A 24,077-nucleotide genomic window follows, 5' to 3' on the forward strand; every position below is an offset into this window, starting at 1 on the left:
CGCGCGGCACGGTGATCCAGGGCGCATTCGCTTGGCGCGGTCTCCTCCGGCTGCAATCTTGCGGCCGGGATGGCACGGCTGTCTTTGCGTATCGCGCCAAAAAACCGGGCTTTACGCGCCAGCGGTTTCGCAGGTTGGAATTTGTCAGGCTTCCAGGCTGTGCTGGCTCATTTCCCTGGGCGAACAGCCAAAGCGGCGGCGGAATACCCTGTTGAAATGGCTCAGATCATTGAACCCGGCGTCATAGGCCACTTGCGCCACCTGGATGGGACGCGCCTCCCGCGCGGCGACGCGGATGTCGCGGGCGACGCGGGCCAGACGGATCTCCTGTACCTCGCGGGAAAAACTGGTGCCGTCGCTTTGCAGGTCGCGCTGAACCTGGCGTTCCGACAGACCCGCCAGCCCGGCCAGATGCGACAGGGAAAAGCTGGCGTCATGGGCATTCCGGGCGATCAGTTCCTTCAGCGCGACCGTGCGATCCGCGGCGCGGCCAAAGCGGGCCAGCGAAGGACGCCGGGGATCCGCGCGAAACGCCAGACGCGCCAGATCGACCATGAAGCCCTGCCCCGTGTCGGCGCCGATGGCATTGTCCCGAACGAAGCGCAGCGCCGCCTTCAGCGCCGAGCCGCGCGCATCCCCGACGCGCCGCGCACAGCCGATCTCGATCTCGGTCTGGTCGGCTGCATCGCGGAAGAAGAGCTCTCTGGGAATGTGAAGGGACACGAATTCAAGACCTTCCCGCCCGTAATGCCCCCACATCGGGCGGGCGCTGTCCAACAGAACGCAATCGCCCGCCTCGATGATTTCCTGACGGCCGCAATGGTCGATACGTTGACGCCCCGAGATCTGGTGAACCAGGTAGAGGCAGTCCACGTCGTCGCGCCGAATGCAGGTTTCGTCACGCTGCAACGCGTCGTAATTTGTCGCGATATGGGCCAGTTCCAGCCCGCCCATCTGGCGCGCGCCAAAGCTGCCATGCCGGGCGCCGAGGTCATCGCCCGGCGTGACATCGAAGTTCCCGCAAAACCCGCGCAACGTGTCGCGCCAGACCTCGAATTCTTCCTGGCCGGAGCTGTTCCGCATCATTTGTCTGCACCCTCCCAAATGCCGAACAAAGATTTCGCAGCGCCATGCATTGAGGCACCAAGTCGGAGGACCTCCCAATCCTCCGATGGCCCCGAGTGTAGCCGAACGGCGTCTTTGCGCAAGATTCTTGCAAAATGACTGCGCGAAGTTGTGTTATCGTTCACGCCTGGCAGCGCTGGCCCCGGTACGGCAGCCCCTGTGCGACACCCTCCGCAACCGGATCATGCGCGACATCACGCCCCCCTGGCAAAGGCCGCCGCCGCCACCGCCAGATGCGCCGAGGCGGCGACCCCGTCGATCAGGGGGATGTCCGTTCGTGCGCCAAGGGCCGCCTTCAGCGGGGCCATCCCGGCACATCCCAGCACGGCGCAGGTCGCGCCATCCTGCTGGCGGGCCAGTCCGATTTCCGCCGCGATCCGGTCCAGGGTTTCCGGCGCGCCTTCGTCAATGGCGAGGACCGGCACGCCGCTGGCCCGGATCGAGGCACAGGCCCCCGCGTGGCCGTTGGCCCTGATATTGCCCTCGATCACCGGCACCGACACGGCCAGAGAGGTGACAACCGAAAACCTGTGCCCCAGCAAGCTTGCCATGACATAGGCGGATTGACCGATCCCCAGGACCGGGCACCGGGCCCTGGCCCGCGCCTCGGCCAGGCCGGTATCGTCGAAACAGGCGATGACGATCGCATCCGCCCCCTGCCCCTCAGCCTCGGCCAGCCGCGCCAGAACGCCGGGGATTGCGGCGTCGCCATCTGCGGGCCCTTCGATGGCGGCGGGGCCTTCGGTGTTGGTGAGGCCGGTCACCTCGATCCCGGCCAGAGCCCCCCGCGCAGTGGCGACGATCCCCTCGGTCATGCCGACCGTGGAGTTGGGATTAATGTAGACCAGTTTCATACGCCCTTGCCCGCGTCCGATCCCGCACGCGCGCGACGCCGGTTCATGATCCAGACCCCCAGCAGGAACGCGCCGATCATGCCGAAGGAAAAGATCGTGGTCAGCGTGCCCAGGGCGTAGATCACCGGCGTGGTGACGTTGGTCGTCATGCCGAAGATTTCCAGCGGCAGGGTATTGTAGCTGCCCGCGGTCAGCAGGGTCCGGGCGAATTCATCATAGCTGAGCGTGAAGCCGAAGAGCGCGACCCCGATCAGCGAGGGGGCAATGATCGGCAGCACCACATGGCGCAGCGTCTGCCAGGCGGTCGCACCCTGATCGCGCGCGGCCTCCTCAAAGCTCTTGTCGAAGCGGTTGAAGACCGCGAACATGATCAGCAGGCCGAAGGGCAGCGTCCAGGTCAGCTGCGAGCCGAAGCCGCTGGTCGCCCAGTGGATCTTCAGCCCCAGCTGGTTGAAGATCAGACCCACCCCGAGCGAGATCAGGATCGACGGGATCACCAGCGACGTGATCGCGGCATAGAAGAGCGCCCCCGACCCCCAGAACCGCTTGCGGAAGGCCAGCCCCGCCATGACCGACACGACGACGGTCGTCACCATGACCATCAGCCCCAGGCCAAAGCTGCGCCGGAAGGCCCCCCAGATATCGCCCACGGCCTGCTCCTTGAAGAGATCCGCGAACCAGTAGGTCGAGACCCCGTTCATTGGAAAGGTCAGCCCACCCTGCGGCCCCTGAAAGCTGAGGATGCCGATGGTCAGGATCGGCCCGTAGAGGAAGAGGACAAAGAGCCCGAAGAACCCGGCCAGAACGTAGAAACTGCGCGGTCGTCGTTCCATGGCTCACATGCCCCGGACCTGATCCGGGGCCTCCTTCAGCGAGAGTATCGGGAGGTCCCGGGACAAGCCCGGGACAGGGGGTGTCCGGGTCACGGTCATCTCACAGCTCCTTCCGGATGTTCACGAAGCGCAGCAGGATCGCGATGACGATCAGCACGGTGCACAGCAGCACCACGGCCGTCGCGGCGGCGGAGGGGTATTGCAGCAGCGCGATGTCGTTGGAGATCAGCCGCCCCACGTTGGCCCTTTGCGATCCGCTCATGAAGCGCACTGTGATGAAATCGCCCATGACTAGCGTGACGACAAAGATCGTGCCGATCATGATGCCCGGCTTGGTCAGCGGAATGATCACATGCACCAGCGTCTGGAAACCGCTCGCGCCATTGTCCCGCGCGGCCTCCAGCAGAGATTTGTCGATCCGCATCATGGTGTTGAAGATCGGCACCACCATGAAGAGCGTGTAGAGATGCACGAAGGCCAGGATCACCGAGAAGTCGGAATAGAGCAGCCATTCCAGCGGCTCGTCGATCACACCCCATGAGATCAGCGTCTGGTTGGCGATGCCGTTGCGCCCCAGAAACGGGATCCAGGAGATCATCCGGATGATGTTCGACGTCCAGAAGGGGATCGTGCAGACGAGGAAGAGCGCGATCTGCACCGTCAGGCTGCGCACCTGAAAGGCCAGGAAATAGGCCACCGTAAACCCGATGGACAGCGTCAGCGCCCAGGTGATGAAGGCGTATTTCAGCGTCGCCCCGAAGACCCGGTAGGTGACGGGCGAGCCGAAGAGAAACTCGTAATTGTCGAACTGGAAGGCCGGAAAGATCGAGAACTCGGTCGCGCCCCAGAAGCTGACGATCACGATCATGATGATGGGCGCGATCAGAAAACCCAGCAGCACCAGCGTCAGCGGTGTCGCCTCCAGCCATCCGATCACATGCCGGTTCTTCAGCCGCATCCCGTTCCTCCGGGCGCACCCGCGCGGGGCCGCCCCTTCATCTTTCCAAAAATACTCTCGGGGGGTGCGGGGGGCAGACAGCCCCCCGCCTCCGTCTCATGCGGTCAGCGCCAGGCCTATGCCGCGATGAACTCGTTCCACTTGCGGACCATGTACTGGTTCTCGTCCATGACGGCGTTCCAGCAGGCCACGGCGCCCATACGCTCTTCGAAGGAGCCGCCATCGCGCACCTCGCCCGCCTGGGCCAGCGTGTCGCCGGTCGGCGAGGTGATGACGTCGGTGGCTTCCTTGCCCTCGAACCAGTAGCCCCACTCGTTCTCGGACATGAAATCCTTCGACGTTTCCGGAACGGCGGAGTAGTAGCCCTGCCGCATCAGATAGCCGCCGACCCAGCCCGACAGGTACCAGTTGATGTACTCGTAGGCCGCGTCCAGCTCCATCCCGCTGAGCGAGTTCGACAGGCCGATGCCGCCGCCCCAGGACCGGTAGCCCTCTTTCAGCGGCTGGTAGACGCAGTCGATGCCGCGCGACTTCACCGCGGTGATGGCGGGCGACCACATGGACTGGATCACCACCTCGCCGGAGGCCATCAGGTTCACGCTCTCGTCGAAGGTTTTCCAGAAGGCGCGGAACTGACCGTTCTTCTTGGCCTCGGTGAAGATCGCGATGGTCTTGTCGATCTCTTCGCGGGTCATGTTGCCCTTGTCGCCGTACTGGACCTCGCCCATGGCCTCGCAGACCATGGCCATGTCCATGATCCCGATGGAGGAGATATCGAGGATCGAGGCCTTGCCCTTGAACTCGGGGTTCAGCAGCTCGGTCCAGGACTCAATGGGGCGGCCGATCAGGTCAGGCCGGATGCCGAGCGTGTCGGCGTTGTAGATCGTGGGGATGAGGGTCATCCAGTTGGTCTGCTCGTCCGCGAAGGTCGTCGCGCCCTGTTCGGGGACGAAGCCCACGGTGTGGGGCGCGGTGCCCTGGGCGATCTCGCTCTCGGGGGTCAGCTTGCCGGATTTGAAGATGCCGACGATCTTGTCGTAGTTCTTGATCTTGCTGACATCCATCGCCTGCAGGTTGCCGGTCGGCCAGACCTTCTTGCAGATCCAGTATTCGATGTCGGCGATGTCGAAGCTGTCGGGCTGGGTGGCCGCGCGCTGCGTCACAGAGTCGGAATCGAGCGCCGTCATCTCAAGCGTGAAGCCAAGGTCTTCCTTCACCTTGGTGGCCACGTCGTTCAGGTTCGACACACCGGTGCCGAACTGGCGCAGCACGATGTTCTTGGTGTCCTGCGCCCAGAGCATGGGCGCGGGGAATGCGGTGGCGGCGATGGCCGCGCCGCCTGCCTTCAGCATGGAGCGGCGGGAATATCCGACCTTGGGTTTTGCCATTGTCTTGGTCCTCTCTGTTGTCTGTGTTGTCTTCTGTCGTTGGTTCGTTGGACGGCCCGGTCAGGCCTGGAGGCGGTGGAGCCGCCCCTCGTCCCAGTTCAGCCGGACGGCCTCGCCGGGGGATTTGGGGGATGCGAAGAACTGGTCCTCGGGCAGCAGGGCCAGCACCTCGTCGCCGCCGTCGGTCCTTGTCGTCACAGCGACGGAGGCGCCCTGGTATTCGACGGCTGTCACCGTCGCGGGCATCCCCTCTGCCGCCAGTGTCACCGCATCGGCGCGCACCGTGGCCTTGCCGCCATCCAGGGCGATCACGTTGTGGCCGCCGATGAAGCGGGCGACGAATTCGGTGCGGGGCGCGGCCCAGACATCCCGGGCCGGCCCCGCCTGCTCGATCACGGCGTTGTTCATCACCACGATCTCGTCGGCCAGGGCCAGCGCCTCGTCCTGGCCGTGGGTGACGTGAATGAAGGTGATCCCAAGCTCCCGCTGCAGTTTCTTCAGCTCCGCCCTCATGCGGATGCGCAGGAAGGGATCGAGGGCGGAGAGCGGTTCGTCCAGCAACAGGACCTTGGGTTCGGTGATCAGCGCGCGGGCCAGCGCCACACGCTGCTGCTGGCCGCCCGACAGTTGCGTCGGCAGGCGGTCGGCCAGATGTGTCATGTCGACGAGGTCGAGCAATTCGTTCGCGCGCTTGTGCCGGGTGTCCTTATCGACCCCCTTCATGCGCAGCGAAAAGGCCACGTTGTCGCGGACCGACAGATGCGGGAAGAGCGCGTAGCTCTGGAACATCATCGCGGTGCCGCGCTGTGCGGGCGTCATCCAGGACACGTCCTGCCCGTCCAGCACGATGGAGCCGTCGCTGACATCCTCATGCCCCGCGATCATGCGCAGGGTCGAAGATTTGCCGCAGCCCGAGGGCCCCAGCAGACAGACATAGCTGCCCGGTGCAAAGGAATGGTTCAGGTCATGGACCGCGACGGTTTCGCCGTAGCGTTTGGTCAGATGGACCAGCTCCAGTTCGTATCCCTTGGCCATGCGTCCCCCAGGTCGGTTGTTGATCCGACTGTGCGCAGGCCGATCTCCGGGATCGCAGCATTTTCGGCGCTCGGACCGCCAAAATTCGCCACCTGACTGCTTTTTGTGCAGGCGCAGCAAGTTTGCGCACATTATTTACGACAGTTTCGTATACAATTTGGTCTACTAAACTGCGTCGCCGCGTCCTACTTGTCCTTCGCGCGGCGAATCGGGACAAGAACGGGAACGCGGCGTCGTGAGGTAAGAGGGTCATGAATTCGTTCGACGCAAAGCACTGGACCAGCGAGACGGTCGCGGCCGATCTGGAACGGGCGGTGCATGAACACCGGCTTCCCCCCGGCATCAAGCTGGGCGAGGACGAGCTGTGCGAGGCCTATGGCGTCAGCCGCACGATCATCCGGGCCGCCCTTCTCGCCCTTTCGCACCGGCGTCTGGTCGAGCTGAAGCGCAATCGGGGCGCCTTTGTCGCACAGCCGACGATCCGCGAAGCGCGCGAGGTCTTCGAGGCGCGCTCCCTGCTGGAACCGCGCACCGCCCATTCCGCCGCCGAACGCATGACCGAGGCCGATCTGGCGATCCTGCAGGACAACATCCGGGACGAACATATCGCCCTGGATGCCGGAGAGAACGGTCGCGCCCTGTTCCTGTCCGGGCAGTTCCATGTCGAGATTGCGCGCATCGCCGATCAGACCACGATCCAGACGATGGTGTCCGAACTGATCTCGCGCTCGTCGCTCATCATCGCGCTCTACTGGCGTCGTCGCGCCGCGCTTTGCGAAACGCAGGCCCATCACGCGCTGCTGGATGCCTTTGCCGACCATGACGGCCCGCAGGCCGAGGAATTGATGAAAAGCCATTTGCTGGATCTGGTCGCCTCGCTCGACCTGCGCAATGTAACGCAGCCGCCGATGTCGCTGCGCGAAGCCTTGAACAAATGACCGCGCCCGTCTTCCGCACCGCCAGCCTGTCTGACATCCGCACAATGCTGGACTGGGCCGCGCAGGAGGGATGGAACCCCGGACTGGACGACGCCGAGGCGTTTCACGCCGCAGACCCCGCAGGCTTCTTCGTGGCCGAGATGGACGGCACGGCGGTGGCGGCGATCTCGGTGGTAAACCATTCCGACAGCTTTGCCTTTCTGGGCCTCTACATCTGCCGCCCCGACGTCCGGGGGCGCGGCGTGGGTCTGGGCCTGTGGCGTCACGCGCTGGCGCATGCGGGGAACCGGAGCATCGGCCTGGACGGCGTCCCGGAGCAGCAGTCGAACTATCGGAAATCCGGTTTCGCGCTCACCGGCGAAACCCGGAGGTATGGCGGCACCTTCACTGGTCCCGTGCCGCCTTGGCGTTTGGCGACCCCGCAGGACCAGGCGGAGATCCGGCGCCTGGATCGCGCGGCCAACGGTTTCGACCGGCCTGCCTTTCTCGCGGCGTGGGTGCAGCCCGGCCCGACGCGCAGAACGGTAGTCCTGGGCCCTTCGGAGGGGATCACGGGGTTCGCGACGGCGCGCCTGTGCAAGAGTGGCTGCAAGATCGGCCCGATCGTCGCACCGGACGCCGACGAGGCCGTCGATCTGGCCCGACAGGCCGCCGGTTCCCTGGGGCAGAGGCAGGTGATCATCGACGTGCCGGACGGGGGCCGCCGGTTCTCGGACCTCCTCGCGGCGCAGGGTTTCGAGGTCGGCTTCACGACGGCCCGGATGTACAAGGGCCCCGCGCCCGAGGGCAACGGCACCCTGCAGGCCATCGCCACCATGGAACTGGGCTGACCCGGGGCCAAGCGGCCTGAAACGGCCCGATGACCCTTTCGGGTATGGCGAAGATCGAGAAAACGGGCGGCGGAGAGGGGCATTCGCCGCGCGTGAAAACCCGCGCGCCGGTTACTTCAGGGCGCGAGTATCCGAAATCTCGATGCAGGCCTGCATCAGGAGCACCCTCCCGCAGGACGCCCATGTCAATCTTCGAACAGCCAAGGCCCCGGGAACACGCCCGTGGGGATGACGTCCGAAACCAGTCCCGCTCCGGGCTGGTCGATCCAGCTATGGATCGTGACGGCACCGGGTTCCAGCACCAGTTCGGGGGGCTGACCGGCACGATGATCGGTCAGGACGGCATGGCAGGTCGCGGGGGAAACCTGGCAGGTCACGCGCCCCAGCTGCCCGGTGACCGCCCGGTGGACATGGCCGGAAACCATCCGAACCGGCCCGGGATGCGCCTCGAGCCGCGCGATCACGGCGGCCCCGTTGCGCAGGTTGTCCGCATCCATCGCCGGAATGCCGACGTGCATGAAGGGGTGGTGGGTGACCAGGATGACGGGGTGATCGCCCAAGGCGGAGAGCGTGGTGTCGAGAAACGCCATACCCTCATCGCACAGCATCCCGTGGTGCGCGCCCTCCAGAAGCGTATCGAGCCCGATCACCGAAAAGGGGCCGAAGTCCCGGACCCACTGAATAGGTCCCTTCCGGGGCATCCAGGACGCCTCTGCCAGCGCCTCTCGCATTGGACCACGCTGGTCATGGTTGCCGGGAATGGCAAGCCAGGGGAGGGTCAGATCCTTCATGATCGAAAGGAAATGCGCGTATTCCTCGGGTGTGCCGTGATCGGTCAGGTCGCCGGTGACGATGGCACAGTCGATCCCGTCCCACAGCGGTCGTTTGGCATTGATCGTCTCGACGGCGCGGCGCAGTGCCTCGGCCGTGTCGGAGCGGCCATAGGCCAGCGCGCCGGGGGACACGATGTGCGTATCGGTGATCTGGATGAAGCCGGTCATCGGGGCGCCCTCTCCATCGGCAGGACCAGCAGTGCCTCGGGCGGTATGGAGAGCCGCACCTCCTCCCCCGGCCTCGGGGCGGTGAGGCCCGAATGCAGGGCATAAAGCGGCCCGACCACCGCCCCGGCCAGCGCGATGCGATAATGCGTGCCAAGGAAGGTGACCGTTTCGACCCGGGCCATGAGAGGGCCCTGCGGGTCGATGCGGATATCTTCGGCGCGGACCAGCACCTGTTGTCCGTGCGTCGGCTTCGGCAGGCGCAGTGTGCCGCCCGGAAGTTGCAGATGCTCGCCCTCGATCCGACCTTCCAGCGGCATGGCGTCACCGACAAACCGCGCCACGAATCCGGTGGCGGGGTTCCGGTAAAGCGCTTCGGGCGTGCCGATCTGAGCTACTTCGCCCTGGCTCATCACGGCGACACGATCCGCGATGGCCATGGCTTCGTCCTGATCGTGGGTGACGAAAATCGCGGTGATCCCGAACTGCCGCAGAAGCAGGGCGAGCTCGTCGCGCAACTGTCCGCGCAGCGCGGCGTCGAGGGCCGAAAGCGGTTCGTCCAGCAACAGGACGCGTGGACGTGGTGCCATGGCGCGCGCCAATGCGACACGCTGTCTTTGACCGCCGGAAAGCGCGGTGATCGCGCGGTCCGCGTAAGGTTCCAGGCGGCACAGGCTGATGACCTCCTCGACCCGCGCGGCGATCTCGGGCTTCGGCAGTTTCTGCATCTTCAGCCCGTACCCGATGTTGCCGCGCACCGACATGTTGGGAAACAGGGCGTAGGACTGGAACACCATGCCGATCTTGCGACGCTCGACCGATTGGTGGGTCACGTCCTCGCCGTCGAAGACGATGGAGGCACCGGGGTCCGGGGTTTCGAGCCCGGCGATGATGCGCAACAGGGTGGACTTGCCGCAGCCCGAGGGCCCGAGCAGCGACAGGATTTCGCCCTTCGCGATCTCCAGGTCGGTCGGCAGCAGCGCCTTCGTGCCGCCGGGAAAGGTCTTGGCGATATTTCCGAGGGTCAGGGTCATTGCATGATCCTTTGTGCGCGGGCGCTGGCCCATTGCATGGCCATCAGAAGCGGGACGATCATCACGAAGAAGACCAGCGTATAGGCCGAGGCCACTTCCAGCCGCATGGAGGCATAGCTGTCGGCCAGCCCGACCGGCAGTGTCTTGAGATAGGGGGTGTGCAGCATCCAGGTCAGGTTGAATTCGCCGATCGACAGGGTCACCACGGTCAGCGCGCCGGCCAGGATGCCGGGCATGGCGTTCGGCACGACGATGTCGACAAACCGCCGCGCCGGGCTCGCCCCGAGGGAGGCCGCGCCTTCCTCCAGCGTCTTCAGGTCGATGGCGGCCAGCACCGACAGGACCGAGCGCACCATGAAGGGCAGCGTGTAGAGGATGTGGCCGACGAGGATGAAGGTCCAGCTGGTGCGGAACCCCTGAAGCGAACCGTAGAGCTGCAACAGCGCCAGCGCCAGCGCGAGGCCGGGAACGGCCAGGGGCAGAGAGATGAATTCCTCCAACACGCGCGTCGCCCGGCCCGGATTGCGCGCCAGGACATAGGCCGCCGGGACCCCGATCACGAGCGTTCCGACCAGGCAGGCCAGCGCCAGTCCGATGGAAAGGAAGATGCTGTCGGCGTAAAGCTCCCAGACCCGGCCGATCCATTTCAGCGTCAGACCCGAGGACAGGCCGCGGAAGTAGTTCGCGGTCAGCCCTGCCAGGATAGACTGGATGATCGGGACCAGCAGAAACGCGCAGGCCAGCAGTGTGACAAGCAGTGGAATATGGCGCGAGAGGCGTGTCATCGGCTTAGCCCCCTGCCGCGACGGCGCTGCCGGAAAAGCTGCGCGCGATCAGCAACATCGCCCATGTCACCAGCCCTAGCAGGACCGACAGGGCGGAGGCCATGGCGATATTCGCGGACAGGGTGAACTCGGTGTAGATCACCATCGGCAACACGTCGATGTCGGTCGCCAGGGTGAAGGCGGTGCCAAAGGCCCCCATGGCCGTGGCGAAGGCGATGGCGCCAGCGGCGATCAGCGCAGGCGCCAGCGCGGGCAGCAGCACATCCGTCACGATCCGCCATGGCGAGGCGCCCAGGGTCCGCGCGGCCTCTTCCAGCGCGGGGTCGATCTTTTCCGCCGCGGCCATGACGGTCAGCAGAACCCGCGGGATCGAGAAATAGAGATAGCCCAGAAACAGCCCGAAAATCGAATAGGCAAAGACCCAGTGCCCGGGCAGCATCTGGTTCACAAGCCCCTGGCGACCGCCAAGCAGAATGATCATGAATCCCACCACCACGCCGGGAAAGGCCAGCGGAAGCGTCAGGATGGACAACAGCACGTTGCGCCCGGCAAAGCGATTGCGCACAAGGAACAGCCCGGCGGTGGTCGAGATTGCCAGGGCGGCCGCGGTGACGGCGAGAGAGACGGCGACCGTCTGCCCCAGCGTCGACAGATAGCGGGGTGTCTGCAGGATCTGCAGGTAGATCCCCCAGCCCGCTTCGCTTTCGCGGGACGCGAGGATCAGCCGCCCGAGCGGGATCGCCAGGAACGCCAGCGTGAAGATCGCCAGCGGCAGCAGGCAGAGCAATGTGAAGTGTCGTTGTGTCATCTTGGGTCCGTTGCGCAGGAACACCGGGCAGGGAGGCCCCCTGCCCGGCTCACCGTTGCCTGTTACTTGACTTCGTTGAGGTAGCGTTCGCCGAAGGCGGCCTGCGCGCGCTCCATCTCGGCGTAGTCCACGGCGACGGCCCGCTCGTAGTCGGAGGCAGGCAGGAACTTCTCGGCCACCTCGGCGGGCAGCTCGACCGGGCGGGCGGGCTGAAGGTAGGCGTTGGTCCAGATCGCCTGGCCCTCGTCCGACAGGATGAAGTCCAGCACGCGCTTGCCGACCTCTGCGTTCGGCGCGTCGGCGACGAGGCTCATGACATAGGGCACGCGGACCGAGCCTTCGCAGGGCAGCACGAATTCGAAATTACCGTCTTCCTCGTATTTACCGCGATAGGCATTGAAGTCGTAGTCGAACAGGATCGGTATCTCACCCGAGACCACGCGCGCATAGGACGTCTGCTTCGGCACGATCGGGTCGTTCTTGCCCAGGGCGTTGAAATACGCGATGGCCGGATCGAAGTTGCCCAGGTCACCGCCGTTGGCCATGTTCACGGCCACGGCGCCCGCATAGCCGACGAAGGCAGAGGACGGATCGAGATAGCCCACCATGCCGCGGTATTCCGGCTTGGTCAGGTCGGCCCAGCATTGCGGCACCGGCGCCCCGGCCAGCGCGTCGACGTTCACGAACAGGCCCAGGGTGCCGTAGTGGATGGCGAACCAGTTGCCCTCCGGGTCCTTCAGGCCCTCGGGAATGTCGTCGAAGCCCGCGGGCTTGTAGGGCTGAACCACGCCTTCGGTGCCCGCCTTGATGCCGGTGGTCACACCGTAATAGGCCACATCGGCCACCGGTGACGCGCGTTCGGCCAGAAGCTGGCTCAGAGTCTGGCCCGAGTTCTTGTTGTCGTGCGGCATCTGGATATCGAGCTTCTCGTCGATCGCCTCCAGCATCGAGGCCCAGTCCGCCCATTGCGGCGGGCAGTTGTAGCAGATGGCATCCTCGGCAAACGCGGGCGCGGCGAACGCGGTTGCGAGGGCTACGGAAAGAACGGTATGTTTCATTGGTTCATCCTTGTTTGAGATCGGTCTTGAGCGAGTGAACGGACGGCGGCCAGGTGGCACCCTGGTCGTCGTCGCGGCTTTCCGCGCGAGGCGGAGCAAGCGTGCCCCCCGCGCGGAAATCGAAGGGCAAGGGTGGCTGCTGGATGCACGGCCCCCCTTGCATCAGGTCCAGCAAGGTCCGCGCGGCCTGACGCCCCATGGCCTCCGGCGCGGTTTCGATCGTCGCCAGCGGCACGTCGAGAAGGCGTCCGATCTCGATGCCGTCGAACCCGACCACCGAAAGATCACGGGGAACGCGCTTGCCCATCAGCCGCGCGGCCTTCTGCACCGCAATGGCCAGGAAATCGTTGGAGGCGAAGACGGCGCTCAACCCCTGGAGCGTGGCAAGGATGCCAGACAAAAGCTCGGGCGTGTTGGCTTCGGCTTCGCTCAACTCGATCAGCGCGGGATCCGGCAGGCCGCGGGCGCGGCATTCGGCGTGGAACCCGGCATAGCGGTTGCGCGACCGATCCGAGGTGGCAAACCGCAGCGCGAGGAAAGCGGTGCGCCTGTGGCCCAACTCGGCAAAGCGGCGCGCGACCTCGCGGGCGGCGTCGAAATTGTCTACGTGGGCCGTGGGTAGACCGTCGATCGGGTCATGAAACATGAGCGACACCGGCGTGCCGCGCTGGCGCGCCCGCTTCAGCACGGCACTGCTGTCCGGCGCCGCCATGGTGACGATCAAACCGTCCACCTCTTTCGCCAGCAGGGTTGCAATGGCGTCGTTGTCAGCCCCGGCGTCATAATTCGAGCTCGCGATCAGAAGTTGATATCCGCTGCCCTTCAGCGCCTCCTGCACCCCCTGCACCGCCTCGGCGAAGACAGGGTTGGCGAGCGAGGGCACAAGGCATCCGATCGTCATACTTCGGCTGCTTTGCAGGGCCCGCCCGATCGCGCTGAAGGAAAACCCCAGGTCGCGCGCGGCCTTCTCTACGCGGTCGCGCGCCTCGCCGCTGGCAGGGCCGGAGCGGTTGAGCACCCGGCTGGCCGTCGCGATGCTGCAATCGGCCTCGCGTGCGACGTCCTTGATGGTGATCTTCTGCCTCGTGCTCACGCGATTCATCCATGTGAAAACGTTTCCACATGTCTGATAGGGGAGATTCGTCACAAGGATGTGACACCTTTCCTCGGGTCCCCCCGAAACGCGCCAGCGGTCCGAATGCTTGGGTAGGTGGCGCCCTTTTCCCGTCCAACAACCTCTCGGACGCTCAGATACTCTGTGGTGTCTGGAGTGGCGATCGTGCTGCGCGCCTGAATAATTTGACGCGTTCTGCCGACAGCTCCCGGCGCGGAAGATAGCCCGCCTGGATCATCCATCAGGGTGTGTTCGGATCAATCCTGAATATGCCCTGCCAGGCCAGAAATGCCCCCCCGGTGGCCCTATCCGGCCTTACCCAATCCGATAGTTCGGGCTTTCCCGCGTGATCTGAACGTCGTGCACGTGGCTTTCCTTGAGCCCCGCGCCGGTGATCTTGACGAAGGTGCACTGGCTGCGCATCGCGTCGACCGTGGCGCAGCCGGTGTAGCCCATGGCGGCGCGCAACCCGCCAACCAGCTGGTGGATGACCGTGCCCGCGCTGCCCTTGTAGGGCACCTGACCTTCGATCCCCTCGGGGACCAGCTTGTCGCTGGCGGCGTCCTTCTGGAAATAGCGGTCGGCGGAGCCGCGCGCCATGGCGCCCAGGCTGCCCATGCCGCGGTAGGATTTGAACGTGCGGCCCTGGTAGAGGATCACCTCGCCCGGGCTTTCATCCGTGCCCGCGATCATCGAGCCGACCATGGCGACGGAGGCACCTGCGGCAATCGCCTTGGCGAAATCGCCGGAGAACTTGATGCCGCCATCCGCGATGACCGGGGTGTCCCCGGCTGCGGCGGCGCAATCCATGATGGCGGTCAGCTGCGGCACGCCGACGCCGGCGACCATGCGGGTGGTGCAGATGGAGCCGGGGCCGATGCCCACCTTGATCGCATCCGCGCCCGCACCGATCAGGGCGCGGGTGGCCTCTCCGGTCGCGACATTGCCGGCCACGACCTGAACCTCGTTCGACAGGCGCTTGACCCGTTCGACCGCATGGGCGACGCCCTCGGAATGACCATGGGCGGTGTCGATCACGATCAGGTCGCAGCCCGCATCGACCAGCGCCTCGGACCGTTCGAACCCCGCATCGCCCACGGTGGTCGCCGCAGCCACGCGCAGGCGGCCCAGGTCGTCCTTGCAGGCGGTCGGGTTCAGCACGGCCTGTTGGCTGTCCTTCAGCGTCAGCAGGCCGGTGAGCTTGCCCTGCTTGTCGGTGACCAGCAGTTTTTCGATCCGGCGGGCCTTCATCAACGAAATCGCCTCGTCGCGGTCCGCGGGTTCCTGCAGGATGGCGAGGTTGTCGGCGGTCATCATCGCATGGACGGGCGTCTTGTCGTCATTGGCAAAGCGCATATCGCGGTTGGTCAGGATACCGACGACGCGGCCCTTCTCGTCCACGACCGGGAAGCCCGAGACATTGTACTGATCGCGCAGGGCGTTGGCATCGGCGAGGGTCTGGTCGGCGCGCAGGGTGATCGGCTTGTAGACGATCCCGCTTTCGAACCGTTTGACGCGGCGGACCTCGTCGGCCTGCTGCTGAACATCGAGGTTTCGGTGGATCACCCCCATGCCGCCGGCCTGGGCCATGCAGATGGCCATCCGCGCCTCGGTCACCGTGTCCATGGCGGAGCTGAGCAGCGGGATGTTCAGGGATATGGATTTGGTGACCCGGGTGCGGGTGTCCGCCGTTGAGGGCAGCACCGAAGAGGCTGCGGGAACGAGTAGGACATCATCGAAGGTCAGCGCCTCGCGAATCTCCATGGGACATCTCCTGCGGATGGGATCACTTGGCGCTTCCCTATTACATGGATGGGACGTGGGGGAAAGGGGTAAATATGGTAGGGATGGGATTGTGCCGGGGCAGATATCGAACGGAAGGGGACCGGTTGTTTTCGAAGTCACCGCAAGAGCGACGTCATCCGCGGGCTTGGCCCGGGGATCTGTCCGCCGTGAGAAACGCGGGTCGAGCCCGAGGATGACGGCGGGGCGGCGCCCCCCTACTCCGTCGGCGTCCCGGCCAGGCGGGCCAGCACGGGGAAATATTCCTCTGCATAGCCTGCCGCCTGGGCCATCTTCATCCGTGCCTCTGCCAGTTCCGCGCCCGGAGCGCTCAGCCCGGCCTCGCGGGCGAGGTCGAGGGCGTAGGAGACGTCCTTCAGCGCGTAGTCCGTCGGGAAGGCCTGCTTGGGGAAGGTGTCCGGGATCATCGCCTTCATCCCGTGATTGCGCAGGGCGAAACTGTCGCCCGACCCCTGGGAGATCACGTCGAAGAGCTTCGCCCCGTCCATGCCTGCCGCCTGCCCCAGGGCCAGCGCCTCGGACATGGCGACGACGTTCTGGAACAGCACCATGTTGTTGAGGATCTTGGCCACCTGGCCACAGCCGACCGGCCCGCAATGCAGGATCGTGTCGCCCGCATGCGACAGGATCGGTTCGATCAGGGCAAATGTGGCATCATCGGCGCCGACCATGATGGCGAGCGTCCCGGCCTCTGCCGCGGCGCGGGTGCGGGCGACGGGCGCGTCGGCGTAACGGGCGCCCTTCGCCGCGGCGTCCTCGGCCAGGCGGCGGGTCAGGCCGACGGGGGCGGTGGACATGTCGACAAGGGTCGCGCCGGGGCGCAGATGCGGGATCAGCTGGCCCGCCACCGCCTCCACCTGCGGGCCGCCGGGCAGCGAGAGGAAGAGGATATCCGCCCGGGCGGCGATCTCCTCCGGCGTGGTTTCAGTGGCGCCAAGGGCGGTCAGGCGGGCGACGGGATCGGGGTTGAGATCGGCGATCAGCATCGGCGCGCCGGATTTCTGCAACATGTTCCGGCAGATAGGTTCCCCCATCACGCCAAGACCGATGAAGCCCAGTTTCGGTTGCTCTGCCATGTGATCCTCCCCTACTGACCGCCCAGTAAGAGGTACTACCCCGCAGTCAGGAGTGCAACGGATGTCACGGGCCCGCGGCCTTCAGCGCGGCAGAGACCGGGGCCAGCGCCACACGGCTGGCGCGGTCGGCGAGGCCCCAGACCAGCAGCGCCTCGATCGTCTCGGGCCGCAGGCGGGCAACCAGGATGACAGAGCCTTCGAGCCCGGCCTTGAAGGCGGAATTGTCGAGGAAACGCCGGATCACGGCCTGCCCCTGCCCGCTGCCGTCGAGATCGCGAAAGACGGTGGCGGCAGGCACATCGCGGCGGGCGGCCAGTTTGCGCGTCGTCTCCAGCCCCTGGGGGAAGAGCAGCAGGCCATGCCCGCTCTCCTCCAGGATACCGGCCAGCTGTTCGCCATTGTCGCGGGTGGATTGCAGCCGATGCGGCGGGCGCTCCATGATCGCGACGGCCTCCGGCACGGCGTCGAACCAGGCGGGGGCGAGGGTTGCGACATCCGCCGGGGTCGCGCCCTCGGGCAGCGCGGCCAGGGCCAGCACCTCCAGCCCCGCATCGCGATAACGCCGCATCCGGTCCGCCGCATCCGGGGCGTCGACCGGCACGGCGATGGAGACGGGATAGGGGAAGCGGTCGGGCATGGGCACCGTGGCGCCGTCCTCCGCACTGTCCAGCAGGACGATGGAGAGGATGGGCTGACCCTCGGGGTTGTCGAAGGGTGCGGCGTAGCGGTCGATTGGCGGAGCGTCTTCCACCGGGATGCCGGGGTCGGCGGTGGCCGTGTCCGGTGTCGGCTCCGCTTCGGTCACGGTGTTCTCGGTCAACCGAATGGCGGGCTGGCCCGGCATGGCCACGGGTGCCGGGGCGGAGGGTTCGGCGGGCTGTTCAGACGCGGGATCCGGCTGTTTTGCGGGATCAGAGGCAGGACCGGTTCGCGGCAGGAGGGCCGCCTGTGCGGGTTCGGCGCTGTCTTCGACGGGTTGTTCGTCGGAGGGAGCGGCGTCGGCAACGTCGCTCTCGGTTCCGCCGCCCGGGGGGTCGCTTTGGGGCGCGGGGTTCTCTGCGATGGTCGGTTGCGGCGCGGCCGAGTCGGGTTGAGACGGAGAGGCTTGCGCCGTCGACTCTCCTGGGTCGGCGCGGTCCGCCCCCGGCTGCGCGTCAGCGACGGTTGAGCGGGCGGTGTCGGTCTCGCCGGTCGGGGAGGCGGTGCCCTCTGATGTGGCGGGCGGCGGCGTGTCTGCGGACTCCTGCGGCGCCTCTGCGGCGGGTGCCGAGTCGGGCGGCGACATAGGCGGCACGTCGCCAGAGGGGGCGGGAAGACCCTCGGGTGCCTCGGCGCTGGCCGGGGGGGTGTCGGATTGCGCGGCGTTCACGTCCGGCGCGGTGGTGGTCGGATCGGTGGTTCTGTCGGCAAGGTCCGCCGCTTGCGGCTGATCCGGGGCGTCGGCCTGCGGGGCGAGGCGGGGGCTGCCCTCCGGGTCCGTCGGCGCGTCCTCACGCTCCGGAGCGGCGGCGATCCCCTCTGACGAGAGCGCGCCGGTCTGGGCAGGTTCCGTTGGCCGCGTCTCCGCCGTGGGCCGTTCGGGGGCGGCTGCGGTTTCCGTCAGATCGCCCTGGGGAAATCCGGTCACCACCTCGCCGGGGTCGGCGCGCGGCGGTTCGGCGGGTTGGGTGGCGATCTCCGGCTCCGCCTCCGGTGCGGGGGCGGCGGGCGGCAGGGCCTGGGGGCTGGGCAGGACGGCGCTGTCGGGCGCGGGGCTGGCGGGTGCTGCGTCCGAAGGAGCCTGCCCCCCGGCGAGGGTGCTGTCAGGCGCGGTCAGAACCGGAGCCTCCCCCGGGTCGACATCGCCGCCAGGCGTGGCGGCGGGCGAGATCGGATCGGGGCGGGTGACGGGCACGACGTCGTGGCGGTCAGGGGCGGTCAGCGGCGCGGGCAGCAGGGCGACCTCTTCCGCCGCCTCCTCCACCGGGCGCGGGGCGTCGGCGGGCTGCGCCGAGGTTTCGGGCGGCGGCTGCACCGTCGCGGGGAAGGTCAGCGACATGATGGCCAGAAACCCACCCCCCAGGACGAGGCCCCATACCGATCCGAGGAGGATACCGCGTAGCACTCTGCTCACTCCTAACGCCGGGGTTGGTCCCGGTCTTCTGCCGTCCGGCCCTTGACGTCGGTTCCGGGCGTGGCTCATCTATGGCCTGAATGGCCGGAGAGCAATCCCGGACGCTACGGGCTGTAGGTCGGGGCGATCATACCACAACACCAGCCCCGCACCAGTGGGCGCAAGCCGTAAGGGCGGGAAAGGAAGCAGAAATGAGCGACGCGCTGAAACCGATGATTGCTGCGGCAGCAGATCGGGCGCTGACACGGGCCGAGGCGGAGGCCGCCTTTGAAATCCTGTTCGAGGGCGAGGCCACGCCGGCACAGATGGGCGGGCTGCTCATGGCGCTGCGTACCCGGGGCGAAACGGTGGATGAATATGCCGCGGCCGCCGCGGTGATGCGCAGCAAATGCAACCCGGTCACCGCGCCTGCGGGGGCGATCGACATCGTCGGCACCGGCGGCGACGGGAAGGGGACGCTCAATATCTCAACCGCGACGGCCTTTGTCGTGGCCGGGGCGGGCGTCCCCGTGGCCAAGCATGGCAACCGCAATCTGTCGTCGAAATCCGGCGCGGCGGATGCCCTGGGCCAGATGGGGATCGAGGTGATGGTCGGCGCCGATGTGGTGGAACAGGCGCTCCAGGAGGTCGGGATCGGCTTCATGATGGCACCGATGCACCACCCGGCGATCCGCCATGTCATGCCCGCCCGGCAGGAACTGGCGACGCGCACGATCTTCAACATCCTCGGGCCGCTGACCAATCCCGCCGGGGTCAAACGGCAGCTGACCGGGGCCTTTTCGCGCGATCTGATCCGGCCGATGGCGGAAACGCTGCTGGCCCTCGGGGCGGAGCGCGCCTGGCTGGTGCATGGCTCCGACGGCACGGATGAGCTGACCATTACGGGGGTCAGCTGGGTTTCCTCGCTGGAGGAGGACGGCACGATCCGCGAGGCGGAATTGCACCCCGAGGACGCGGGCCTGCCGGTGCATCCCTTCGAGGCGATCCTGGGTGGCACGCCGGAGGAGAACGGCCAGGCCTTCCGCGCCCTGCTGGCGGGCGAGCCCTCGGCCTATCGCGATGCGGTTCTGCTGAACGCAGCCGCCGCGCTGGTCGTGGCCGGCAAGGTCGCGGACCTGCGCGACGGCGTCTCCCTCGCGGCGGAGAGCATCGACAGCGGCGCGGCCCTGTCGAAGGTCGAGGGGCTGGCGCGGATCACCTCCGCTGCGGCAACGTGAGCGCAGAGCCCCCCGCCGCCTGGGCCGAGCTGCCCTTCTTTGACGAGGATTATCCCGCCATCGCCGCGCAGCTGACCGGGCCGGACATCCTGCCGCCCGCCGCGCAGCGGTTTGCCGCGCTGGACCTGACCGCGCCGGAGGCGACCCGCGTCGTGATCCTGGGCCAGGATCCCTACCCGACCCCGGGCCATGCCCATGGCCTGGCCTTTTCGGTGGAACCGGACGTGCGTCCCCTGCCCCGGTCCTTGACCAATATCTACAAGGAAATGCAGGAGGATATCGGCGCAACCCCCGCAACCGGCGACCTGCGGGGCTGGGCGCGGCAGGGGGTACTGCTGCTCAACACCGCGCTCTCGGTGCCCGCCGGACAGGCCGGGGCACATTCGAAACTGGGCTGGTCGCGGCTGACCCGGCAGGTGCTGGCGCGGCTGTCGGACCGCCCGCGCGCCTTTGTCCTCTGGGGCGGACACGCGCAGGGGTTTCGCGACGCGATTGAGGGCACGGGGCATCTGATCCTCACCTCCGCCCATCCTTCGCCCCTGTCGGCGCGGCGCGGATTTTTCGGGTCACGCCCATTTTCTTCGGTCAACAAGTGGCTTAAGTCTCAGGGCGAAACAGAGATTGACTGGACCCGGCCATGACAGACACCGTCCTCGACCGCATCAAGGCCTACAAGCTGGAAGAAATCGCCGCCGACAAGGCCGCGAAACCGCTGGCCGATGTCGAAGCCGAAGCGCGCAACGCCCCCGTGATCCGCCCCTTCGGCGAGGCCCTGCATGAGGCCGCCCGCGAAGGCTACGGCCTGATTGCGGAAATTAAGAAGGCGAGCCCTTCCAAGGGGTTGATCCGCGAAGACTTTGACCCGGCGACACTTGCGGCGGCCTATGAGGCGGGCGGCGCGGCCTGCCTGTCGGTGCTGACCGACACGCCGTCGTTTCAGGGCGCGAAGGAGTTCCTGGTTGATGCCCGCGCGGCCTGCGAATTGCCGGTGCTGCGCAAGGACTTCATGTATGACCCCTACCAGGTGGCCGAGGCCCGGGCGCTTGGGGCGGACTGCATCCTGCTGATCCTCGCCACCCTCGAAGATGCCCAGGCGGCGGAGCTGGAGGCGGCCGCCTTTGAGTGGGGCATGGATGTGCTGATCGAGGTGCACGACCGCGCGGAGCTGGAGCGCGCCATGGTGTTGAAATCCTCGCTCATCGGGATCAACAACCGCGATCTGCGGACCTTCGAGACCTCGCTCGACACGACCCGGACCCTGGCCCGGCGGACGCCGGAGGACCGGATGGTCATTTCGGAAAGCGGCCTCTCCACCCGCGAGGATCTGGCCGAGATGGCGCAATACGGCGTGCGCAATTTCCTGATCGGGGAAAGCCTGATGCGGCAGGCGGATGTCGAAACCGCCACGAAAGAGCTGCTGTCGGACCCGGCCGGCGGCATGGGGATGGGATCGGGGCTATGAGCCTGACCCATTTCGACAAGGCCGGTCAGGCGCATATGGTCGATGTCTCCGACAAGGCCGACACCGATCGCATCGCGGTGGCGGAATGTCATATCCGCATGCAGCCCGAGACGCTGGCCCTGATCGAAGCGGGCGATGCCAAGAAGGGCGATGTGCTGGGCGTGGCGCGTCTGGCGGGGATCATGGGGGCCAAGAAGACCGCCGATCTGATCCCGCTGTGCCACCCCCTGCCGATCACCAAGGTCACGGTGGAGCTGACCCCGGATGCGGCGCTGCCCGGGGTGCGGATCGCGGCCACGGTGAAGACCACCGGCAAGACCGGGGTGGAGATGGAGGCGCTGACCGCCGCCAATATCGCCGCCCTGACTGTGTACGATATGTGCAAGGCGGTGGATCGCGGGATGGAAATCGGCGGTCTGCATGTTGCGTTAAAAGACGGCGGCAAGTCCGGACGATATGAGGTGGAAAAGTGATTTCCGTTGGCGAGGCGCTGGAGAGGCTCTTTGCCCTGACCTCTCCGCTTTCGGTTGAAAATGTGACATTGGTCGAGGCCCGGGGACGGGTGCTGGCCAGCCCCGTCACCGCCCGCCGCGACCAGCCGCCCTTCGCCGCCTCCGCCATGGACGGCTATGCGATCCGCGCGGCGGACCTTGCAGGCGGCCCCCCCCTGTTGGTGATCGGAGAGGCCGCTGCCGGCCGGGCCTTCGACGGCGAGGTCGGGGCCGGAGAGGCCGCCCGCATCTTTACCGGCGCGCCGCTGCCCGCGGGCGCCGACACGGTGGTCATCCAGGAGGACGTCATCCGCGAGGGCGACAGGATCACCGTCACCGACACCCCCGCGCCGGGCGCGAATATCCGCGCGGCGGGCGGGGATTTCCGCATCGGCGACCAGATCTCCGCCCCGCGCGTGATCTCGCCTTCGGACATGGCACTGATGGCGGCGATGAACGTGCCGCAGGTCAGCGTGACCCGTCGGCCCGTCGTGGCGCTGATCCCGACGGGGGACGAACTGGTCCAGCCGGGCGAAGAGCCGGGGCCGGATCAGATCGTCGCCTCCAATTCCTACGGGCTGCACGGGTTGCTCAGCGCGTCGGGGGCGGAGGTGCGCCTGCTGCCGATCGCCCGCGACCGGATCGAGGCGCTGGAGACGGTGATGGGTCTGGCCGCCGGGGCGGATCTGGTCATCACCATCGGCGGGGCCTCGGTCGGGGATCATGATCTGGTGGCCAAGGCGGCCTCCGGCATCGGGATGGAGCAGAGTTTTTACAAGATCGCCATGCGCCCGGGCAAGCCGCTGATGGCGGGGCGTCTGGGGGATGCGGCGATGATCGGCCTGCCGGGCAACCCGGTCTCGGCCATGGTTTGCGGCCATATCTTCGTGGTGCCGGTGATCCGCCACATGCTGGGCCTGGGCGCCGCCCCCGCGCCCCGGCTACGCGCGCCGCTGGCCGTGGACATCCCGGCAAACGGGCCGCGCGAACATTACATGCGCGCCCGGGTGACCGAGACCGGCATCGCGCCCGACGACCGGCAGGATTCGGCGCTGCTGTCGGTGCTCTCGGCCTCCGGCGCGCTGCTGGTGCGGGCCCCGGATGCACCTGCGGGCAAGGCCGGGGAGATGGCGGAGTATCTGCCGCTTTAGGGAGGCTGGGTGACACCGGTTCGGCTTTGCCGCGTCACCCTCCTGTCCAAGCCTGACGTCTCAATTATCTGCGCGGGACGCCATCAGCCCCGCAACGAAGGCCAAGCTATTCGCCCTCTTCCCCTCACCGCGGATTCAGCGGTGTCAGATCGAACTCCGCCGGGTTCCGCTTGGCCAGGGTGTCGGCATAGCCCTTGAGGTGCCGCCAGGTGCGGCGGTAGGCGGCGTCGCCGTCCTGCGCGACCAGGGCGGCGAGGATCTTGTCATGCATGGCGATCATCGCGTTCACATGCACCTCCTCGCCATAGACGCCCATGACCCCGGCGGCGTGCTGCGTCTGGGTCAGCCCGGTGGCAATCGCCGCCATCAGGTCGTTGTGGCTGGCGCGGAACAGGGCGACATGCCAGTCCAGGTTCAGCGCCACCAGCGCCTTGCGGTCGGACATGCCGGTTTCGGTGATCGTGGCGTTGATCGCCTGCAGCGTCTCGATATCCTCGTCCGTCCGCTTCTCCGCCGCGATGCGCGCCAGGGCAGGCTCGATGATCAGACGCGCCTCCAACAGCTGATCGTTGGACACGGTGTCGCCGCCGATGAACAGCTCCAGCTGCCGTTTCACCGTCTGGTCGGAGGCGTTCTGCACCACGCTCATCCCGTTGCGGCCCGGCTTCTTGGGCGAGAGCAGCCCCTCGATCTCCAGAATGCGGATCGCCTCGCGCACCGATCCCCGGCCCAGGCCGGACAGGTTCACCAGATCGCGTTCGGCCGGGAGGGCCTCCCCGACCTTGAGGGCACCGTCCAGGATCATCAGGCGCAGCTCATCCGCCAGAACGTCATAGCGACGGCGCGCCGGGGCGTCGGCCCCCGCGGCAAAGCGGGCCTGCAGCCTGTCTTTCAGGGCGTCCAGCGTCTGCACACGGATCCTTTCCTGTCTTGGCACCGTCTGTCGCGACGGGCCATATGTCTTTGCCCCGACTGTCCCACGAAATCAACTCCACGAATGTGGCCT

At 66.8% G+C, this 24,077-nt stretch carries 23 protein-coding genes; 7 read left to right on the top strand and 16 right to left on the bottom strand.

All coding sequences use genetic code 11. From position 1 onward, the window contains the following. Positions 1 to 144: 144 nt before the first annotated feature. From ACFC2Y_RS01340 to ACFC2Y_RS01365, 6 genes are all read right to left on the bottom strand, one after another. A complete protein-coding gene (locus tag ACFC2Y_RS01340; protein ID WP_375173257.1) occupies positions 145 to 1,086 on the bottom strand; it encodes a helix-turn-helix domain-containing protein in 942 nt (313 codons plus the stop codon). Between the two features lie 233 nt (positions 1,087 to 1,319). Next, complete coding sequence (locus tag ACFC2Y_RS01345; RefSeq protein ID WP_375173258.1) at positions 1,320 to 1,979, bottom strand: aspartate/glutamate racemase family protein; 660 nt, start codon at positions 1,977 to 1,979, stop codon at positions 1,320 to 1,322. Beyond that, the gene (locus tag ACFC2Y_RS01350) at positions 1,976 to 2,812 is read right to left on the bottom strand and encodes an ABC transporter permease (protein ID WP_375173259.1); all 837 of its coding nucleotides are present in this window, start codon (positions 2,810 to 2,812) and stop codon (positions 1,976 to 1,978) included. The genes ACFC2Y_RS01345 and ACFC2Y_RS01350 overlap by 4 nt, the downstream gene beginning before the upstream one ends. 100 nt (positions 2,813 to 2,912) lie before the next feature. Further along, positions 2,913 to 3,770, bottom strand: coding sequence for an ABC transporter permease (locus ACFC2Y_RS01355; protein ID WP_375173260.1), 858 nt, complete (start codon positions 3,768 to 3,770; stop codon positions 2,913 to 2,915). 116 nt (positions 3,771 to 3,886) lie between these two features. Continuing rightward, positions 3,887 to 5,158, bottom strand: a complete 1,272-nt coding sequence (locus ACFC2Y_RS01360; RefSeq protein ID WP_375173261.1) for a PotD/PotF family extracellular solute-binding protein — start codon at positions 5,156 to 5,158, stop codon at positions 3,887 to 3,889. A gap of 60 nt (positions 5,159 to 5,218) precedes the next feature. Further along, positions 5,219 to 6,193, bottom strand: coding sequence for an ABC transporter ATP-binding protein (locus ACFC2Y_RS01365; RefSeq protein WP_375173262.1), 975 nt, complete (start codon positions 6,191 to 6,193; stop codon positions 5,219 to 5,221). Positions 6,194 to 6,444: 251 nt separating this feature from the next. On the opposite strand from ACFC2Y_RS01365, the gene ACFC2Y_RS01370 reads away from it, so the two are divergent. After that, entirely contained in the window at positions 6,445 to 7,131 is a 687-nt protein-coding gene (locus ACFC2Y_RS01370; protein ID WP_375173263.1) for a GntR family transcriptional regulator, read from the top strand. Then, positions 7,128 to 7,961, top strand: a complete 834-nt coding sequence (locus ACFC2Y_RS01375) for a GNAT family N-acetyltransferase (protein ID WP_375173264.1) — start codon at positions 7,128 to 7,130, stop codon at positions 7,959 to 7,961. The genes ACFC2Y_RS01370 and ACFC2Y_RS01375 overlap by 4 nt, the downstream gene beginning before the upstream one ends. A gap of 185 nt (positions 7,962 to 8,146) precedes the next feature. Here the strand turns inward: ACFC2Y_RS01375 and ACFC2Y_RS01380 are convergent, their stop codons facing one another. The 9 genes from ACFC2Y_RS01380 to ACFC2Y_RS01420 all read right to left on the bottom strand — a co-directional run bounded on the left by ACFC2Y_RS01380 (position 8,147) and on the right by ACFC2Y_RS01420 (position 18,741). Then, the gene (locus tag ACFC2Y_RS01380) at positions 8,147 to 8,962 is read right to left on the bottom strand and encodes a phosphodiesterase (RefSeq protein ID WP_375173265.1); all 816 of its coding nucleotides are present in this window, start codon (positions 8,960 to 8,962) and stop codon (positions 8,147 to 8,149) included. Beyond that, on the bottom strand, positions 8,959 to 9,993 hold the full coding sequence (locus ACFC2Y_RS01385) for an ABC transporter ATP-binding protein (RefSeq protein WP_375173266.1): 1,035 nt from the start codon (positions 9,991 to 9,993) through the stop codon (positions 8,959 to 8,961). The genes ACFC2Y_RS01380 and ACFC2Y_RS01385 overlap by 4 nt, the downstream gene beginning before the upstream one ends. Continuing rightward, entirely contained in the window at positions 9,990 to 10,778 is a 789-nt protein-coding gene (locus ACFC2Y_RS01390) for an ABC transporter permease (RefSeq protein WP_375173267.1), read from the bottom strand. The genes ACFC2Y_RS01385 and ACFC2Y_RS01390 overlap by 4 nt, the downstream gene beginning before the upstream one ends. A 4-nt stretch (positions 10,779 to 10,782) precedes the next feature. Then, the gene (locus ACFC2Y_RS01395) at positions 10,783 to 11,586 is read right to left on the bottom strand and encodes an ABC transporter permease (protein ID WP_375173268.1); all 804 of its coding nucleotides are present in this window, start codon (positions 11,584 to 11,586) and stop codon (positions 10,783 to 10,785) included. A gap of 62 nt (positions 11,587 to 11,648) precedes the next feature. Then, positions 11,649 to 12,644: an ABC transporter substrate-binding protein gene (locus ACFC2Y_RS01400; protein WP_375173269.1), complete on the bottom strand. Its 996-nt coding sequence runs from the start codon at positions 12,642 to 12,644 to the stop codon at positions 11,649 to 11,651. Positions 12,645 to 12,648: 4 nt separating this feature from the next. Beyond that, positions 12,649 to 13,737 carry a LacI family DNA-binding transcriptional regulator gene (locus ACFC2Y_RS01405; protein WP_375186390.1) on the bottom strand — a complete coding sequence of 363 codons (1,089 nt, stop codon included), beginning with the start codon at positions 13,735 to 13,737 and terminating at the stop codon, positions 12,649 to 12,651. A 336-nt stretch (positions 13,738 to 14,073) separates the two neighbouring features. Further along, positions 14,074 to 15,522: an IMP dehydrogenase gene (guaB, locus tag ACFC2Y_RS01410; RefSeq protein ID WP_375173271.1), complete on the bottom strand. Its 1,449-nt coding sequence runs from the start codon at positions 15,520 to 15,522 to the stop codon at positions 14,074 to 14,076. A gap of 236 nt (positions 15,523 to 15,758) precedes the next feature. Further along, positions 15,759 to 16,637, bottom strand: coding sequence for an NAD(P)-dependent oxidoreductase (locus tag ACFC2Y_RS01415; RefSeq protein WP_375173272.1), 879 nt, complete (start codon positions 16,635 to 16,637; stop codon positions 15,759 to 15,761). Between the two features lie 64 nt (positions 16,638 to 16,701). Next, positions 16,702 to 18,741 (bottom strand): divergent polysaccharide deacetylase family protein, encoded by a 2,040-nt coding sequence (locus ACFC2Y_RS01420; protein ID WP_375173273.1) that lies wholly within the window; start codon positions 18,739 to 18,741, stop codon positions 16,702 to 16,704. A 200-nt stretch (positions 18,742 to 18,941) separates the two neighbouring features. Between ACFC2Y_RS01420 and trpD the strand changes: the two genes are divergently transcribed. From trpD to glp, 5 genes are read left to right on the top strand one after another with little or no spacing between them, the layout of a single operon-like run. After that, a complete protein-coding gene (gene trpD / locus ACFC2Y_RS01425; RefSeq protein WP_375173274.1) occupies positions 18,942 to 19,967 on the top strand; it encodes an anthranilate phosphoribosyltransferase in 1,026 nt (341 codons plus the stop codon). Beyond that, positions 19,964 to 20,608 carry a uracil-DNA glycosylase gene (locus tag ACFC2Y_RS01430; RefSeq protein ID WP_375173275.1) on the top strand — a complete coding sequence of 215 codons (645 nt, stop codon included), beginning with the start codon at positions 19,964 to 19,966 and terminating at the stop codon, positions 20,606 to 20,608. Before trpD ends, ACFC2Y_RS01430 begins: the two co-directional genes overlap by 4 nt. Continuing rightward, entirely contained in the window at positions 20,605 to 21,429 is an 825-nt protein-coding gene (gene trpC / locus ACFC2Y_RS01435; RefSeq protein WP_375173276.1) for an indole-3-glycerol phosphate synthase TrpC, read from the top strand. Before ACFC2Y_RS01430 ends, trpC begins: the two co-directional genes overlap by 4 nt. Continuing rightward, positions 21,426 to 21,902, top strand: a complete 477-nt coding sequence (gene moaC, locus ACFC2Y_RS01440) for a cyclic pyranopterin monophosphate synthase MoaC (protein ID WP_375173277.1) — start codon at positions 21,426 to 21,428, stop codon at positions 21,900 to 21,902. Before trpC ends, moaC begins: the two co-directional genes overlap by 4 nt. Further along, positions 21,899 to 23,071, top strand: a complete 1,173-nt coding sequence (gene glp / locus ACFC2Y_RS01445) for a gephyrin-like molybdotransferase Glp (protein WP_375173278.1) — start codon at positions 21,899 to 21,901, stop codon at positions 23,069 to 23,071. The genes moaC and glp overlap by 4 nt, the downstream gene beginning before the upstream one ends. A 124-nt stretch (positions 23,072 to 23,195) precedes the next feature. On the opposite strand, the gene ACFC2Y_RS01450 is transcribed toward glp, so the two are convergent. Then, positions 23,196 to 23,984: a FadR/GntR family transcriptional regulator gene (locus tag ACFC2Y_RS01450; RefSeq protein WP_375173279.1), complete on the bottom strand. Its 789-nt coding sequence runs from the start codon at positions 23,982 to 23,984 to the stop codon at positions 23,196 to 23,198. Positions 23,985 to 24,077: the final 93 nt, after the last annotated feature.

It is taken from the genome of Pseudooceanicola sp. (assembly GCF_041987405.1).
GTDB lineage: Bacteria > Pseudomonadota > Alphaproteobacteria > Rhodobacterales > Rhodobacteraceae > Pseudooceanicola.